This window comes from Janibacter sp. Y6 (assembly GCF_040900765.1).
Lineage (GTDB): Bacteria > Actinomycetota > Actinomycetes > Actinomycetales > Dermatophilaceae > Marihabitans > Marihabitans melonis.
Map to the genome: position 1 here is coordinate 555,267 of NZ_JAKLYZ010000001.1, position 17,872 is coordinate 573,138.

Annotated in this window: 8 protein-coding genes; 5 read left to right on the forward strand and 3 right to left on the reverse strand. The window is 68.7% G+C overall.

The annotated features are described in order from the left end of the window. Positions 1 to 3: 3 nt before the first annotated feature. On the reverse strand, positions 4 to 2,763 hold the full coding sequence (locus L6241_RS02640) for a hypothetical protein (protein ID WP_368244664.1): 2,760 nt from the start codon (positions 2,761 to 2,763) through the stop codon (positions 4 to 6). A 1,059-nt stretch (positions 2,764 to 3,822) separates the two neighbouring features. Here L6241_RS02640 and L6241_RS02645 point away from each other — a divergent pair. The 5 genes from L6241_RS02645 to L6241_RS02665 all read left to right on the forward strand — a co-directional run bounded on the left by L6241_RS02645 (position 3,823) and on the right by L6241_RS02665 (position 13,966). Then, entirely contained in the window at positions 3,823 to 5,079 is a 1,257-nt protein-coding gene (locus tag L6241_RS02645; RefSeq protein WP_368244666.1) for an exonuclease domain-containing protein, read from the forward strand. Continuing rightward, a complete protein-coding gene (locus tag L6241_RS02650) occupies positions 5,072 to 10,603 on the forward strand; it encodes an AAA domain-containing protein (RefSeq protein ID WP_368244667.1) in 5,532 nt (1,843 codons plus the stop codon). Before L6241_RS02645 ends, L6241_RS02650 begins: the two co-directional genes overlap by 8 nt. Positions 10,604 to 10,737: 134 nt before the next feature. Next, positions 10,738 to 13,068 carry an AAA family ATPase gene (locus L6241_RS02655; RefSeq protein WP_368244669.1) on the forward strand — a complete coding sequence of 777 codons (2,331 nt, stop codon included), beginning with the start codon at positions 10,738 to 10,740 and terminating at the stop codon, positions 13,066 to 13,068. Further along, positions 13,065 to 13,424: a hypothetical protein gene (locus tag L6241_RS02660; RefSeq protein ID WP_368244671.1), complete on the forward strand. Its 360-nt coding sequence runs from the start codon at positions 13,065 to 13,067 to the stop codon at positions 13,422 to 13,424. Before L6241_RS02655 ends, L6241_RS02660 begins: the two co-directional genes overlap by 4 nt. 164 nt (positions 13,425 to 13,588) lie before the next feature. Continuing rightward, positions 13,589 to 13,966 carry a GIY-YIG nuclease family protein gene (locus L6241_RS02665; RefSeq protein WP_368244672.1) on the forward strand — a complete coding sequence of 126 codons (378 nt, stop codon included), beginning with the start codon at positions 13,589 to 13,591 and terminating at the stop codon, positions 13,964 to 13,966. 294 nt (positions 13,967 to 14,260) lie between these two features. On the opposite strand, the gene L6241_RS02670 is transcribed toward L6241_RS02665, so the two are convergent. Both L6241_RS02670 and L6241_RS02675 read right to left on the reverse strand, forming a co-directional pair. After that, a complete protein-coding gene (locus L6241_RS02670; protein WP_368244673.1) occupies positions 14,261 to 16,789 on the reverse strand; it encodes an ADP-ribosylglycohydrolase family protein in 2,529 nt (842 codons plus the stop codon). Beyond that, entirely contained in the window at positions 16,790 to 17,755 is a 966-nt protein-coding gene (locus tag L6241_RS02675; RefSeq protein ID WP_368244675.1) for a hypothetical protein, read from the reverse strand. Positions 17,756 to 17,872 lie beyond the last annotated feature (117 nt).

Below are 17,872 nucleotides of genomic sequence, written 5' to 3' on the forward strand. Positions count from 1 at the left end.
CACTCACTCCAGGTCGTCAATCGTCGCGTCCGTCGGCGGACCCTCAGGAGGCAGCGCGAAGGGGTCACCGATCGGGGCACCCGACGCCGAGACCTCGAATGCGTCACCGTCTCGCACGGGAGGCCACACCTTCGGGTTCAGCTGACCACGGGCGCGCCGTTTTGCGAGCTCGTCCGACCATTCGGCTTCCGCGTCCTCGTGCGGACGGCAGCAGTATCGGTGTGCGTCGGGGTCGTTGGCGTACGACTGGTCATCGCAGTCGGCAGTCGGGGCCGAGATCCGGTCGACAGTTGGACGGCCGACGGTGAGGAAGTTGTTACCTTTCGCGTCTGAGAACCAGGAGAAGTCCGCCACGACGACACGGTCACCGACCGCGAGGGACGGGTAGGTGGCCGGTCTCCAGAGCCAGGCACTTGCCGGGAACCCGTCCTCCACCCCTTCGCGCGTGAGGGGCCCGATGCTCAGCCCACTCAGGCGGAAGCTGGTCGTCTGGTGCTTCACCGCAACGTCCGGGCGCTCGACGCACGCCTCGTCACCGACGTGGAGAAGCACGACGCGAGTCTCCTCCTCGATCCTCCGCGACTCGATGTCGAGCACGACCGGGTCGACTGACAGGACCGTCGCGTGCGAGACGTTCTTGCTGCCCGCGTCCGTCGCCAGATCCTGCGCCGCCTGAGGGTTCGCTAGCGCCAACAGCTGGTCCCGGCACACGGCGTCGGTCTCGATAGTCGGGACCTGGGAGTTCCGCCAGTGACGGTACGTCCGGCCGAAACGGACGAGGTCCGAGGCATGCAGCTTAAGGCGACGCTGCCAGACTTCCTGGGCCGACCCTTCGATCGCCCGGTGCACGTCATGCAAGGCGGACACCGGGAATCGGGCCAGGCCGACCACCGCGTGGTCGAGAACGCTCGCCTTGTAGTCGAGCTCCTGGCGAACGAGCGCCTCGTACCGCTCTGGATCCGCAACACCGCCCGGCTCCGTCCAGCGACCGCGCTTCCCGGCTAGCGCCGTGTGAATGCTGTTCGACGTTGCGTTCGCCAGACGCGCGCCCGGCGTGTGCGGGAGCGTCTCGATCTCGTCGGCGGCCGCTCGGTGGTCGATCGGCGCAGTGTCACTGAGCCAGGCGACGAGGTAGTCGAGCCGCGCCGAGTTCGTCACGGGTCCGCCGGCGACGAGATGCCGCGCCAGGACAGCCTGCGCATTGACGATCGGCGAGCGCATCGTCAGGGCACGGGCGCGGTCGTCCTCGAGGAGGAAGGACACCGCCGTTCGCTCCGTCTCGGACAGCTTCGCCGGGACCGAGGCCGTCTCACCGTTGTACGTGAGCTGCGGTCGACCCATCTGCTTGTCGCGCGCCCACCGCAGCCGGCTCAGCTCGACCCCAGCGAGGTTGTCGGCAATCGAGACGAGGACGTCGGCTGTCATCTTGTCGGGCACGACCATGTGAACGGGCTGGGGCGCCGCGGGATCGGCGCGCCGTCGGTCCTTCAGCAGCGCCGAGATCTCGGTCCCCAGGATGCGCATGAGCGCCTTGCGCGTTCCTGACCCCTGCGGATCCTCGAACACGTGCTGCACCCAGGCGCCCGGACCATCGGCAGTCACCCGCTGGACGGCCATGCCGTGGACGCCGAGGGAGGCGGCATCGGACTTCGCGATGACGACGTTGACGGTGCCGGCCAGCCCGATCGGATCGATGCGGCGCTGGTTTGACCACCGGGCTCGGCCGTCGTTCGTCGCCTCGACGTTGGCGATCAGCGAGGGAGGCGCAGCGGAACCGACGGCGCCCGTGCCATCGAGGATCCCGACGACGTGCTGGCGCAGCTCCTTGGGAACACCGATCTCGATGAGAAGGTCGGTCGGGTCCCTTGATTGCCGGAGCTGGCTGCGGCAAAAGACGAAAAGCGCGCACGACGGGCAAGCTGTGGGATCAAAGGTCGCTTCGAGGTGATCGACGAACTCCAGAACGGGTCGCGTCTCGTCGAAGTTCGTCGTCTCCGCCAGGAGGCGCCGCTCCTCGATCCGCATGTGTACCTCCACCCGGTGGTCACTGATGTCGTCGACTAGGGCCTCAGGCTGGAGGAAGGCGTTGCGGGGAACTGCCAATGCCCCGTGCCCGTGGACGTCCATGCCCTTTGGTAGCTGGGACCACGCCGCAGCAGACTCAGCCCCGACGGCCACCTGAAGGAAGCCCTTGAGAAGCCGCGGGTCCTCAACCCTGCTCCGGTGCCTCTCGTAGTCCTTCGCGTCACCCATCAGGAGCCACGACCCTTGGCCGTCACCCTTCGAGGCGACCACCGCGAAGTCCGGGAGGACGTCCGTCGCCCGCCGGTCCTCGTAACCCACGAAGGGCACAGCCAGCTGATAGATGAGAGTCGCGGCGTCGTCGTTGACCGCTCGTGCGTGCGCGGCGGCCAGGAGCTCAGCCGTGCGGTCCGTCCTGGTCCGAGCGTTGACGACGACAACCTCGCTCGGACGGTCCAGCCCGATAGCACCGATGGCCGTCGTCGCCGTCTGGCTGGCGAACGCATCGTCGCGCACAAGTCGTTCGAAGGTCATCGCGCGCATCCACCGCGCATCCGGGATGCCCGCCGACGTGTCGGGGTAACCAAGATTGGCGGCGAGTCTCGGCCGGGACTGTCCGGTGACCAAGGGATCTGTCCCACGGAATCGCGCGCACGCCGAGTGCGTGCTTGCAGCGACAGCACCAGAGCCCCCGCCCAGCGACATCTTCAAGCTGGATTCGCCCTCGGCAGTTTCGGCCACGTCGTGACCATAATCGATGCCTGTGCCAGTAGGCGGCGCTTCGCGGCTGCGGACCACATCTCGTATCGCCACGCCCGTGGACAGTAGGGCGGCCATCCCAACCACGGCTGGCTACCGCCTTGACGTGGTGAGACCTGGATCCACACGTCGCTGGAGCAACCATCTCTACAACGATTCTACGTCCAACGCGCGTCGCCTCGCCGAAGGCGGGCAATCAATCCCAGACGGCTACAAACAGAATAGTAGTCCTGATGTCTCTAAGCCGCACCGACGACTGTCTGGCGCTCCCTAGAAATGCGGCTTGCGCTCGTATCCCCTGGAGGGCGCCGGGCCATCACCTTCAACCAGTTCAGATCACAAGAGCCACGCAGGCTGTACTCATAGTCTCGCACTCCAGAGCCCGGCTTAGCCGTCCGCGGCTTCGTCGACTTCGATTGACCGCAATCGTGGCAGTTGGAACGAGTTCACCGAAGTCCGGCCCGCATTCCCTTAGGACGCATCTCCTGCCGGGGGACCCGTGCTCGTCCGTCACGGCACACAGAGGTGGGCGCCGGAGGCGCCCTGCCGCTCGGCGCTTCCTACACGGCCGGGCAGGCCAAGCGCCGACCACCAGCCACCGCTCGAGCAGATCCGCCACGCGGTCGGCTCGTCCATCTTGTGGCCCGCGCCAGCAGGTACCGGAACCCGCGCTCGGGTGGTCTAGGTGGGAGCCGAACAAGCAGCTCGCAGACGTACCCGGCTCGCGGCGGGACAAGCAGCGTGGATACAGGTAGCCCGAGCACCCAATGCACGAGCACCTCCTGGGTACGAGCCCCCCCCCCCCCCCCCCCCCCCCCCCCGGCAGGGGGCGTCCGAATAGCGCGGGCCCACATCTGGTCGTCTCCCGCCTAGACCTGATCCCAACCACTAAGGTCAGTGCAATCTGCACTAGGGGGATTGAATGTCGATGATGCGCTCGAGCGACGCTTCTGGTGGTTGGGGGCGGTGCCTGACGCCCCCTGGCGGTCTCGTTGGGGATTTGCCTAACTCGTTGTCGGAGGACTCTGTGAAGGTCACCGCATGAGCGGGTACACGGTCATCGACGTCGAGACCACTGGACTGTCCCCCGAACGACACGACAGGGTGGTCGAGGTGGGCGTGGTCTACGTCTCCGACCGCGGTGAGATCCAGGACTCCTGGTCGACTCTCGTCGACCCCGGGCGCGACGTCGGGCCGACCCGCATCCATGGGATCACCGCGACCGAGGTCGTCGGTGCCCCCACCTTCGCGCAGCTCGCCCCCTACCTCCTCCGCGCCGTCGCCGGCCGCACGGTGGTGGCGCACAACGCCCCCTTCGACCTGCGCTTCCTCACGCACGAGATGCAGCGTGCAGGGTTGTCGCTGACCCAGCTCCCGCTCGGTGGGCTGTGCACCATGCAGTGGTCCGGTGCTTTCCTGCAGGCACCGAGCCGGCGACTCGTCGACTGCTGCGCCGCGTCGGGCATCGAGCTCACCGACGCTCACTCCGCGGAGGCAGATGCGCTGGCGACCGCGGGCCTGCTCGGCCACTACCTCCGGTCATCCGGCCACCGACCGCCGTGGTCGGACACCATCGCGACCACGCGTGCATACCCGTGGCCCCCCTTCCCCGGTGCATACCCCGAGATGCAGATGGTGAGGCGGTCCCCGCGGCCGAAGGCCCCCCAGGGAGAGTGGCTCGAGTCCATCGTGTCCCGTATGCCCCGGGCCGCCGAGCCAGGCACGGACAGCTACCTCGCGATCCTTGAGCTCGCTCTGCTCGACGGGTTCCTCGCCGAGCACGAGAAGGACGCCCTGGTGGACGCGGCTGTCGCCTCGGGCCTGGGCCGTGGTCAAGTGCTCGGCATACACCGCGAGTACCTCGCTGCCATGGCGTCGGTGGCGCTCGACGACCACGTCGTCACAGCCGACGAGCGTGCCGAGATGGAGCGCGTCGCCACGATGCTCGTGCTGACGACGTCAGACGTGAGCGCGGCGCTGATCGCCGCAGCCGACGACGCAAGGTCCGCCCGCGCCCGCACGGAGTCCATGTCGACAGCGGGGATCGGACTGGTGCCCGGGGACAGGGTCGTCTTCACCGGCGACACCGAGACCGATCGGGACGTCTGGTACGCGCGCTGCCGACGATCGGGGCTCGAGCCGGGGGCGTCACGAAGAAGACGCGGGTCGTCGTGGCTGCCGACCCCAACTCGCTCAGCGGCAAGGCCGCGAAGGCACGCAGCTATGGGATCCCGATCATCACCGAGGCCGCGTTCGACGGTCTCATCCGCCGTATGGAGGACAGCACCTCGTGACTGACACGACCCCCGACACCGCTCAGTCGAGCGGTACCCGCGACCCCCTCGTCGACAAGGCCGTCCGCCTCTTCACCTTCCTGTCCCGAGCCCAGCTGCTCAAGGAGCGAGCGGTGCGCGACGTCGACCAGTACAAGAGGTCGGGTGGCTCGGTGCTGTGGTTCAAGGACTTCCCGGACCATCCGGCAGTGCGGTGGTCGGCGGACGCAGATGATGCGGACGCGGCGGTGCTGTCGGTCGAGCGTCTCGACCGACAGGACCCGCCGGATGCGCCTGCAGACATCCGCGAATGGGTCACCGGGGACCTCAACCGCGCGACTCAGCCGCCTCTCTTGCGTCCGTCGCTGGTGCGAGGGCGGCGATGGGACGACGAGCTCGAGGAGCACGTCGACGACCTGGAGCTAGTCGACGACCGACCGGACGTGCGCCAGAGCTTCGAGCAATGGATGGCGCGGTGGCGCCCGTGGGCGGAGGAAGAGATCCGGTCGATCCCCGTGCGAGACCTGTACACGTCACTTTTCAGCGCTCACGTCGAGTCCACCCAGAAGGCGGAGGAGCTCGAGCTCGTGCTCGGCGTCGGGCTGCTCGCCTGGCACCCAGAGCAGCACCAGTCGGTCCGTCGCCACGCCTTCACCGTGCCGGTCGAGATCACGATCGAGGAGCGGACCGGCGCGCTCGACATCCACGCTGACGCCAGCATCATCGGTCTGCGCGCCGAGCTCGACATGCTCGACCCGGAGGTGCTCCCCACACGCGAGATCCCGTCGCAGACCGAGGCGCGAGCGTCGTCCTTCTCGGCGCACCCTCTGGATCGAGAGGCCAGCAAGGCGCTGGGCACCCCGTTCGTGCACGCGCTCGACGGTCAGGGCAAGTACGTCGACGAGACCGACCTCCCCTCCCCCACCGACCGGCCGACCCTGTCGTGGTCGCCAGCGATCGTCCTCCGGCCCCGACCGAAGGGGGGCCTGGCTCAGGCCTTCGCGGAGATCGCCCAGCAGATCGACGAGGCGGGCGCCGTGCCGAGCGGGCTCCTGCCCCTGCTCGACCCGGACAAGCCCCCGGCGGCGCAGCCCGACCCGTCGCCCGGAGCGATGCTCGCCGTCGACGGCGAGATCTTCTCCCCGCTCCCGCTCAACGACGTCCAGCGGCGCATCATCGAGCGCGTCGACCGGACGGCCCAGACCCTCGTGCAGGGTCCCCCCGGGACCGGCAAGACGCACACCGCGGCGGCGCTGCTCTCGCACCTGCTCGCCCAGGGCAAGCGGGTGCTCGTGACCGCTCACACCGAGCGCGCGCTCTACGAGGTCCGTGGCAAGCTGCCCGACCAGATCCGCAACCTCGCGGTCTCCGTCATCGGCGCCGGGCGCCAGGACATGGCGGAGCTCAGGGTCGCGGTCGACACCATCTCGCGGAACGCGACCGAGCACGACGTCGCGGCGACCGAGACCGAGATCGCGACCATGCTCGACGAGGTGGAGCGGCTCCGACGAGAGCGCCAGGTGCTCAACGAGCAGCTCCTCGACGCCCGGGAGAAGGACGTGCGGGTACATCGGCACGGGTCCTACGAGGGGACCTTGGCGTCGATGGCGCAGCAGTACCACCTCACGCGAGACGACCACGGATGGGTTCTGCCTCACCTGGATGTCAGCGTGGACATCAGCAGCCCGCTGCAGGACGCCGAGGCCTCGGAGTGGTTGGCCCTCCTGCGCGACGAGCAGGTCGTCGAGGAGGAGTCGGCTCTCGCCCGACGGGCACCCGAGCTGTCGGCTCTCCCCTCGCCCGAGGACTTCGCCACTCATGTGTCTCGTGGTCAGCAGTCGCGCGAGGCCGCCGGGGCCTACTCGCGTCTTGACGAGCACCCCGCCCGAGAAGCCGTAGCGGCACTGCCCCCCGAGACCCGGTTCGAGCTGCAGCGACGACTCGAAGGGGTCGTCGAGCTCGCGCGTGCGACCTCACAGCTTCGAGCCCCCTGGGTCGCCGAGGCCATCACCGACGTCCGGCAGGGTCTGCCCGAGGTGTGGCGCGGACGCGCCCAGCATGTCGAGTCGCAGCTCGACTACATCCGGGCGCGGACAAGCTTCCTCGGACCGAACACGAGGGTCGACATCGGTGGCGACCCCGCCCAGCTGATGCCTCTCGCTCAGGCACTCCGCACTCACGTGCATGCCAGCGGTGAGCTCAAGACCAACGTCGACGGCTCGGTGAAGACAGGGATGTTCACCCCGAGCGTCGTCAAGCAGTGCCGGGCGCTCCTGGACCAGGTGCGCGTCGACGGGCGGGCTCCGGCGACCACGGAGCTCATCGACAAGTTCACAGCCCACGTCGAGACTGCATGGGCTCTCGACGGCCTTGACCGGGCCTGGCCCGCCGGCACACAGGTGCCCTCGGAGGACACCTTCGTCGAGCGCGCCGCCTGGCACGCCGGTCAGCTCAGCACCTTGCACAGGGTCCTGTCGCTGCAGGGCGAGCTCGCCTCGGTCTCGTCGTTCATGGCGGGGCACGGGCTGCCCCCGGTCGACTGGGCAGACACCGACGCGGTCGTCGCGTACGGCGACCTCGTCGACGCCGTGGCGGCGCACGAGCTCCAGACCGACGCGCATCGGCCGCTCGACGACCTGAAGACCGTCCTCGCGGAGCACACGAGGTGGGGTGACTCGGCCGCCGACTGGGTCGTCCCGATGGACCGGGCGGTCACGTCTGGGGACCACAAGGCGTACGCCGAGGCACACGAGCGCGCAGCAGTCCTGGCGGACGTCGCGCGACGTCGTGCCCGTCGAGACGAGCTGACGTCGCGCGTGCGGGAGGCGCAGCCTCGACTCGCCGACGCTGTGACGTCCTCTGCGCACGACGACTCCTGGGACACGGCTCTCGCACGCCTCGAGGGGGCTTTCGGCTGGGCGTCGCTGGGTGCGTGGATCCGAGCGCATGACTCCATCGACGCCAACCAGGTGCAGGACCAGGTCGACGTCATCGAGCAGCGCCTGCGGGAGACGGCCGAGACGATCGCCGCGAAGCGGGCCTGGAACCACGCTGTCGGACCAGATCGGCTGAGTCTCGGGTCACGGGCCGACCTCACGCAGTACTCACAGCTGGTACGCAAGCTCGGCAAGGGCACGGGCAAGTACGCCCAGCAGCAACGTGCCGAAGCCCGGGAGGCGCTGGACCGCTGCCGGCCCTCCGTCCCGGTGTGGATCATGCCCATCTACCGAGTCGTGGACCAGCTGCGGATCAGCGAGGACATGTTCGACGTCGTCCTCATCGACGAGGCGTCGCAGGCCGGCCTCGAGGCTGCCTTCCTCCAGTACCTCGCGCCCAAGATCGTCGTCATCGGCGACGACAAGCAGGTCTCGCCGTCCGCCGTCGGAGTCGACCAGCAGCAGCTGCGGGACCTCGCAGACCAGTACCTCCACGACGACCGCTACAAGGCCTCCTGGCAGGACCCGCAACGTTCCCTCTTCGACGAGGCGCTCATGCGCTACGGCGGCACCATCACCCTCGTCGAGCACCGCCGGTGCGTGCCGGAGATCATCGGCTTCTCGAACCGCATCGCCTACGAGCCCGACGGCATCCGACTGGTCCCCGTGCGCCAGTTCGGGGCGAACCGCCTCGAGCCCATCAAGATCACCCGGACACCGGACGGCTTCGAGGAGGGGAGCTCGGGCTCGAAGATCAACCGCGTCGAGGCGACGGCGCTGGTCAGCCAGCTCGTCAGCTGCCTGGACGACCCCGCCTACGACGGACGTACCTTCGGTGTCATCACGCTCCTGGGCACGGCGCAGGCCAAGCTCATCGAGCAGCTGCTCCTCGAGAAGGTCCCCGCGGAGACCTGGTCGGAGCGCGAGCTCCAGGTCGGGGCTCCTCCGGACTTCCAGGGATCAGAGCGCGACGTCATCTTCCTCAGCATGGTCTCCTCTGCTGTCCCCGGGCAGCGGCTCGCAGCGCTCACACGCGAGATGTACGTCCAGCGGTACAACGTCGCCGTCAGTCGGGCGAAGGACCAGGTGTGGCTCTTCCACACCATCACCACGAACGACCTCACCAACGAGCAGGACATGCGCTTCCAGCTCCTCGACTACGCCTACGGCGTGGCGCGAAGGGGGCGAGACCTCGCCCCGGGCGAGTCGGCCGCGGTGCCCGACGACCAGCGCGTCGAGGGCTTCGACTCCCTTTTCGAGCAGCGAGTCTACAACAAGGTGGTCGACCGCGGCTTCACCGTCATCCCGCAGTACGAGGCCCAGGGCTACCGCATCGACCTGGTGGTGGTCGGCGCGAAGGGGATGCTCGCCATCGAGTGCGACGGCGACGAGTGGCACGGCCCCGACCGTTACGCCGCCGACCTGGCCAGGCAACGTGACCTCGAGCGCTGCGGGTGGACCTTCTTCCGTGTCCGCGAGTCGATGTACTACGTGGACCAGGCAGCCGCCCTGAGCGGACTCTGGCAAGTGCTCGACGACCTCGAGATCCGACCGTCCGACTGGCTGGAGGTCGAGGACGCAGACGACCTCGAGGTCATCGAGTCCGTCGTCGACAGCGGCGCGGCCCTTGAGGACACGGCTTTCGACGACCCGGCGGAGCGGCCCGGCGACTCAGCTGCAGTCGGTCTGACCGAGACCGGCGTCGGGGTCGAGGACGACGACCAGGAGGATCTCCCTGTGGTCGGCGTGGGCGCAGTCCCGCCACCTCCGCCCCCGCCACCAGCGGCGGAGACGCGCCGCTCAGTGACCGACGGGATGCCGGGCTGGCTGTCCCGGATCCCCGAGAGCGCCGGCGAGGAGCCGGTAGACACCTATGTCTCGCGACACGCGAACGCGAGCGAGCAGCCGCTCACGACCGAGCCATTCGCTTCGGACGTGAGCGAGATGCCAGCCGTCGACGAGGCCAATTCATCTGCCCTCGATACCGCTGCGCAAGATCCATCGGATGGCCTGCTCCTCCCCTACGCGGAGTACTCAGGACGCACGGTGCCGGTCGCAGACGGGGTTGTGGACGAGCTGGTCGAAGGTCTCGTCGCGGTGGTCGGCGCCGAGGGACCTGTACGGGGCGAGCGCCTCCTTCGTGCCTACGTCCAGGCGTCGGGCGGCCGGCGAGTGGGCAAGGCCATCGCCAAGCAGCTCAACCATGCCGTCTCTATCGCTGAACGAGACGGCCGCCTCGTCATGGACAACCCTCTGCACCAGGCGGGCATCAAGCCGCGGACCTATCGCCTCGCCCACCAACCAGTCGTGGCGCCTCGGCTGCTCGGTCCGCGGGCCCTCGACGAGGTCCCGCCTGCCGAGCTCGAGACCGTCATGCGACTCGCGAGATCCCGATTCGGAGCGGTGACCGACGAAGAGGTGATGCGCTACACGCTGCACCTCTACGGGAAGAAGTCACTGACCCAGGCGGTGCGGACTCTGCTCGAGCCGATCATCGGGATGCTCCACGCCCACGACGACCAGCAGAGTGCGGAGGCCGGGGGCAGCGATCCTGAGGCACCTACGGACCCGCACGAGGACGACCCCACAGAGACCTCCTGGGAGACGCGATGACTCAGAGCCTCGTCGACTGGGTCGACCGCCAGCTCGCGGTCGACAGCGACCTGCCCGAGGACGTGGCACTCCTCGTGCTCGCCGCACTCGAGGGGGACGACGTGCTCCGTGAGTACGTCGAGGGTGCGGCCTCGGTGACCCGATCCGACGAGCCAGGCGAGGTGCCCGAGGCTGAGGCGAAGGGAGTCGTCCTCACCTCCATCACGGTCGAGGGATTCCGTGGCATCGGCCCTGAGGCGACGCTGAGCATCGACCCCAGGCCGGGGCTCACAGTCGTCGCCGGTCGCAACGGGTCGGGCAAGTCGAGCTTCTCCGAGGCGCTCGAGCTGCTGCTCACCGGCGACACCTACCGGTGGGCGAACAAGAGCGCCGAGTGGCGCGAGCAGTGGCGCAACCTCCACCACCCCACCGCCCGGGTCAGCATCGGTCTGGTCGAGGAGGGGTCGGGAAAGATCACCATCGAGTCCACGTGGGCAGACGACGAGGTCCAGGCCACCGGCCGCGCCGTCAGGTCGCAGACGCACGGCCAGCCGAAGGTCACCGGAACTTCGCACCTCGGCTGGCACACGGCACTGGAGCAGTTCCGCCCGATCCTGTCCTACGACGAGCTCGGGGGGATGCTCGACGGTCGGCCGGCGGATCTCTACGACGCCCTGGCGAGCATCCTCGGCGTCGCTCAGCTCGGCGACGCGATGAAGCGGCTCAAGAACCTGCGCGACGGCCTCCGAGCCCCCATGACGGTCGCCGGCAAGCGTCGGCGGGAGCTGCAGGAGCAGGCGACGGGCGCGCACGACGAGCGTGCGAAGCAGGCGGCCGCCCTCCTGCGCAAGAGCTCACCAAACACCGGAGCACTTCGCGCACTCGTGACGGGTAGCGGGGCGGTCGACCTCGGTCCGATCTCCTCCCTTCGCTCGCTGACGAGCCTCTCCGCGCCTGACCCAACGGCGATCGAGAGCGCAGTGGACAGGCTGCGCACAGCGAAGAACGACCTCGCCGACGCTGGCGCATCGGTGTCGCAGCGCAGTCGGGATCGGCTGCGCCTCCTGGACCAGGGTCTCGAGCTGCACGCTCACCACGGCGACCAGACATGCCCGGTCTGCCGAGAGGGCCAGCTCGACTCGAGCTGGGCTAAGACCAGTCGCGAGATCGCGGATCGGTCCCGGCGAGAGTTCGCCGAGGTCGAGCAGGCTCACCAGACCTTCGAGCTCGCGTTCGACAGCCTGCGCCGATCTCTCACTCCTCCGCCGCACGCCCTCCGCACCTCTCCGGTCTCCGAGCTCGACGACGTCGTCCTCGAGGCACGGGACGCCTGGGCACGGTGGAGCGACGTGAAGGTCACGCGAGACGCAGCCGGGGCGGACGTGCTCATCGAGCACGTGGCACGTACCTTCTCCGACCTCACGGCTGCGGTCGAGCTCGTCCGGGAGCAGGCCACTAAACAGATCGCTGTGCTGGACGACGACTGGCAGCCACTGGCCGCGGCTATCGCCGCGTGGTGCGAGCAGTGGGACGAGTGCTCCGGCGCGGAGCAGATGGTCAAGGATCTCGACACCGCGCACAAATGGCTCACGGCGAACGACCTGCGCCTGAAGAACGAACGCCTGGCGCCGATCGAGGAGGGCGCCAGGGCTGCGTGGCACAAGCTGCGCCAGGAGAGCAACGTCGAGATCGGCTCGCTCGCCCTGACAGGCAGCGCGACGCGACGCCGGGTCAAGGTGAGCGGTGCGGTCGACGGCAAGGCCGTCGACTCCTTCGCCGTCTTCAGCCAGGGAGAGCTGCACGCGTTGGCGCTCTCGCTCTTCCTGCCGCGCGCGACGCTCGCCCAGTCGCCGTTCCGTTTCGTCGTGCTCGACGACCCGGTGCAGGCGATGGATCCGGCGAAGGTCGATGGTCTGGTGCAACTCCTCGGAGAGCTCGCCCAATCCCGACAGGTCGTCGTGTTCTCCCACGACGACCGGCTGCCTGCCGCACTGCGTCGATCGTCCTTCGACGCGACCATCCTCGAAGTCACCCGGGGGGCCCAGTCCACGGTGACTGTCTCGACAGCCGTGGACCCAACCGCTCGATACCTCGCCGATGCTCACGGTCTCATCAAGGAATGGCAGGACGGGCGGCTCACCGAAGACGATCTCAACCGGGCGATGCCGGGCCTGCTTCGTTTCGCGATCGAGTCTGCGGCGAAGGATCGATACTTCGAGTCCCAGCTTCGCGCAGGGCGGAAGATCACCGATCTCGAGCGAGAGTGGACGAGCACGCATACGACGAAGATGCGGGTGCGCCTCGCCGTCTTCGGAGAACAGCCGTCGGAGCCGCTGTACGCCGAATGGGTGAGGCCGCCCTATCGAAAGGTCGCGCTCGGCATCGTGGCGGGTGGATTTCACTCGGGGCTCAAGGGATCTTCACCCGAGGACGCGCACCACAACGCCAAGAGGCTTGTCGACGACATCAGGGCCGGAGCGCGATGACCGACCTGCTGACCAGGGCGCGAGCCCAGCTCGACTCCGGCGAGCCGCACGCGGTCAGGCGCGCGTGCTGGCTGACGCGGGCAGCACTGGAGGAACGAGTTCAAGTTCTCCTCGCCGCGAAGGGGATCAGTGCCGCCGGTGCATCAGAGAGGAGCCGCCTCACCTGCCTCGAGGGTGCCTACCCCGAAAACCGGGAGCTCTCGGGGCAGGCCGAGTATGCGTGGAGCAGGCTGAGCGAGACCTGTCATCAGCATGCCTACCACCTGGCCCCCACCCGTGCAGAGGCGTCGCACCTCATCGAGGTCGTCGAGTGGCTGAGGATTGGACCTGAACCGGCGGCATCGGGTGACACCTGAGTAGAAGCAGTCATCGCGATGTCTGATGAAGAACGGGGCACGGCTGTCCCACGTGACATCTGTCGTGTCTGCGACTTGTCGGAGCCGCGCCACACACCTCCAGCACCTCGTGAAATCCCCTCATCTTGCCGTCGTGGACGCCCCGTCGGCGCTACCGTGCCGCCATGGCTCCCCGTGATCCAACGGTCTACTGCGTCTATGTCATCGAGTTCGACGCGGACTGGGTGAAGGACAACGGCAAGGGGACGGTCTACGTCGGGTACACGGCCCGCACCCCCCAGCAGCGCCTGGAGACGCATCGTGCCGGCGGGCGTACCGCAGCCGCGGTCTTCAAGCGAAACAGGAAGCGGCGCGGGACCAATCTGCGTCTCCGCACCGACCTCGCGGCTGCAAGGCCGAGCCATGCCGGCCCGTGGAAGACGGACACGGAAGCCATGAAGCACGAACGCAAGCTCGCGAATCGCCTGAAAGGGCACGGCTATGTCGTGTTCGTCGGTCTTGGGAAGCCCTTCGGTTCCATCCCCGCACAGGCCAATAGCTAACCCAAGAGATGACCCTCATAGCAGACCGGTGGTCAGCCGCTGGTCCCCGCACTAGCCGACGCTAGAGCGCCGAGATTGGCGTCAAACTTGCAGATGACCCCGGAACGGACGCCTGGGTTCTCCATGACCACCGACAACGGAAAGGGCTTCTGTCACGTCGAGGATGTGACTTCAGAGTCGGGCGGCACCCGAGAGGCCTCCAGCCGATAGCCGGCGACCCGCCTGGCAGCTCGGCGGCATATGGTGCGGTGCACGTCGCCTGGTTGGGGGCGCCGGTGCGCACCAATTCGCGGGTCACCCTTCAGAGATGGCAGCAGCGTCCGCCGGTTCGGTGCCTGTGACGTCTCGAATCAGCGCCGCACATCTCTGCGCGGCTTCGAGCATCTCGATTCGCATCTGCTCGATCGCTGCGTCGACTGCCGCCCGGTTGTCCATGCGCTCAGAGAGCGGCACGTAGCCGTGCTCGGCCATGTGCGCACGCACCCGCTCGCGCGCCTGCGCGACGTCGAAACCACGCGTCGTCGTCTCCAGCCAGCGGTCCAGAGACTTGCCGCCCTTCTCCGAGTTGCACCCGGCGCACGCAGGGACGATGTTGCCGATGACGTTTTCTCCGAGGTGCAGCCTGTTGATCGGCACGACGTGCTCGATGACGGGCTTGTCTGTGTCGGAGAACTCGACCTGGCAGTACGTGCACCGACCTTCGGACTTCTCGACAGTCGCGGCCCACTGGTCTTTCGACGGTGTCGCTGCGGTCATGTCCAGGACGGATCGCACTGCGAGGTTCTGAGCATTGCCGATCGCGTATCCCTTGAGCGTGCCGCCTGCGACGATGGCCTTCCCACCCGACGTGGTCGTGGGGACGCTCACGGGGCCCGTCAGCTCCATGTCCCTCGTCTCGGTCCCGGGCTCAAGGATCCCGAGCTCCGCGAAAAGACCCATGATCGCGTCCCGCTGATCGGCGTACCAGTCGTTGGTCACCCTCAAGTCCCCACCGGGGAATGGGTGCACCTCCACGTAGTAGTAGCGGTGCAACGGGTCGCTAGGACCAGTGAAGTCGCTGGCTCGTCTCACCAGGCTGAACCTGTTGCCGTGCATCTGCAGCGCGGACTTGGTCCACACCGGGTCGAGCGCGTTGGCCAACGCCTCCGGGTCGGTCTTGAGGGCCTCGACGATGTCGCCCGCGTACTCGCGGACGATGGCGCCGACCTTGGGCTCGGCGGGGGTGGTCGCTTCAGACACAGGCGCGGTCTCACTCTCTCCATGGGGTGTGCTGATCTCTGCGGGCGCTACGTGTGACGTCGCCGGTAGCACTCCTCCGACCCGCTGGCCAGCGGGCCCGGCCTCGTCGAGGAGCTCTGGCCACTGCGCCGCGCCCCCGCTGACTACCCACTCAGCGAGCGCTTGCCGGAATCCGCGGTTCGGCGAGGCACTCGGCAGAGCCGAGCACACCCCCTTCGACGCGGTCTCGTAGTCGACACCACGCAGCATCGCGTAGGCGATCCCCACTGCCGGCGTCCGCGACTGCGCGGCGACGCAGTGCACGAGCACCTCGTGCCCCTCGTCGCGCAACGCCGCGACGGTGGCGGCCACGTCGCGCAGGATGAAGGCGAGGTTGCGGTTCGACTCGGCAGCAGGCTCGTCGATGAGGCGGAAGACGACGTGCTCGACGCCCTCCGGGACCTGGGCGTAGCCGACGAGGCAGAGGCTGACCACGGCGGTGATCTCCTCGGGCAGGTCGTCGAGCGCCGTGACGTTGCCGAGCCACACGCCTTCGTCGAAGGGGTGCCGCACGAGCACCGCACCACGGTTGTACCCCGAGTAGGGCAGATGGTCCCGCTCGGGCCAGCCGTGGTGGGTGGACCGGCCACCGGTCGCAGCGAGGTGGGCGAGCTCGACGAGCCGCTCCCCCGTCAGGCCCGGATACCCGTGCAGGATCCGTCGCCACCGGGCGGGCACGGCCGACGCTCCCCACCGCGCACCGAGCAGGCCGCCGGCGATCGCAGCCACCGTGTCGGTGTCGTCGCCGATCGCGATGGCCGCGGCGAGTGCGTCCTCGAGGTGCTGACGCGGGTCGTCCTGCGGCACCGGCGTGTGGTGGATCGCCGACCACGCCGCCTGCAGGGCCGTGACCACCCATCCGTTGGGGGTGAAGCGCCCGGGCGGGCCCGCCTCGGCCACGGCGATCCGCTCCGACCAGTACTGCGCAGCCTCCGTCTCGAGGTGCTCCAGGCCGACGCGCACGTCGATCTGCGCGGTGAGCACCGCGTGCGTGATCGCGTGCGACCACAGGGCGCACGCCTCCCCGGCGCGGGGGTCGGCGTGGGTCAGCCGGCTCACCGCGACCGCGGCCTGCGTGAGCGCCGTGGGGTCGTCGAGGTGGCGAAGGGCGGCCGGCGCCGTGCGCATGAGGGACCCGTTGCCCGCGGTGTGCCCGGTGCGGGCGTGCAGCTCGTCCGAGACGGCGGTGAGCCTTGCTCCTGTCGGTTCAGCTCCCCCGCCCTTCAGCACCTTGCGGGTCTGGTTGCCGATATCCGCGGGACGGGACTCGTACCAGGTGCGGAAGCGACGCGCGATCTCGTCGAGCGCCTCGTCCGAGCGCAGGTCGACACCCGTGGACGCGACGTCGAGGACGCACCACGCCATCGTCGTGTCGTCGGTCCACTCCCCCTTCGCGAATCCGCCGAGCCCGCCACCGATCATCTGCGGTCCGTCCGGACCGACCCGCGCCGTCCCGAACTCGTACCCCGCGCCGAGCGCGTCACCGGTGGCCGTCGCGAGGACGGTCCCGCAGGCGCGGTCCATCTGCTCCGTCGTGAGCCGCACTCAGCCCACCTCCCCAAGGGTGCGAAGGGCGAGGTCGCCACGGATCCGGGCCACCGTCTGCCCGAAGTCGGTGAGGGTCTGCTCGACGTGAGCCGGGACGTACGGGCAGGCGGGCAGCATGACGCGCATCCAGACCTCTCTCTCGTGGGGGAAGAGCGTGTAGGACCGCAGGTCGCGGTTGAGGAGCGCGAGCTCGGTGGCGGTCGCGTGGCGCGAGTGCACCCCGTGGACGAGCCGGCTGAAGATCATCACGCTCGCATCCTGGTGCCAGACGCGCACCCACGCGCGGTGATCGTCGAGATCCACGACGAGATCGCCGTCCCCGTCGACCTCCGGGGCCGCGCCGGTCACCCCTTCGAGCGTCTCCTTGACCATCGCGCGGAGGTGCTCCCGGCCCTGCGGCTGCACGACCGTGGTCGTGACGAGCGCGGGCACCGCGGGCTCCTCCTGCACACCCGCCGAGGCGACGAGCGGGAGGAGGGTCGGCAAGGTCTGCGAGGACGGACCGGACACGCGGAAGGTCCACAGGCTGGGGTGGGGCAGGCCGTAGCCCTTCATCGCCAGGACGATCTCCTGGGCGAGCTTGTCGGCGTTGCGCGTCGGACGGGTGCGCCGCCAGTCCACCGAGCTGTCGTCGTTGCCCGACCATCCCCGCAGCCGCAGCGACGCGCTGACCCGGCCGTGCACCGAGTGCGAGGTGAGCAGCGCGTCACCGGTCATCGCCACCCGGACCCGCCGCCCGTCCTGCGAGGCGAGCAGACGGATCGACGGGAGCCGGTCGCCCGAGTCGGTGCCCACCACCTCGAGACGCAGGGCGTCGCGCTGGTCGGACGTCACCGCCCGGTGCGGCAGACCGGTGAGATAGGTCGTCAGCCCCGCCTCCACCCGCTGCCAGATCGCCTGCACCTCCGGCGTGGCGTCGAAGGGGGTCCGCGCGGCGCTGCCCCCAGCTCGTGAATCCGTCATCTCGGCCTCCGCTCCTGCGAGTCCCCCCCGCTTTAGCACCTTGGTGTCGCTATCTATTAGAGCACATCGTCGCTAAAGTCGGTCCATGTCCCCGACATCTGCCTCCCTCGACCACTA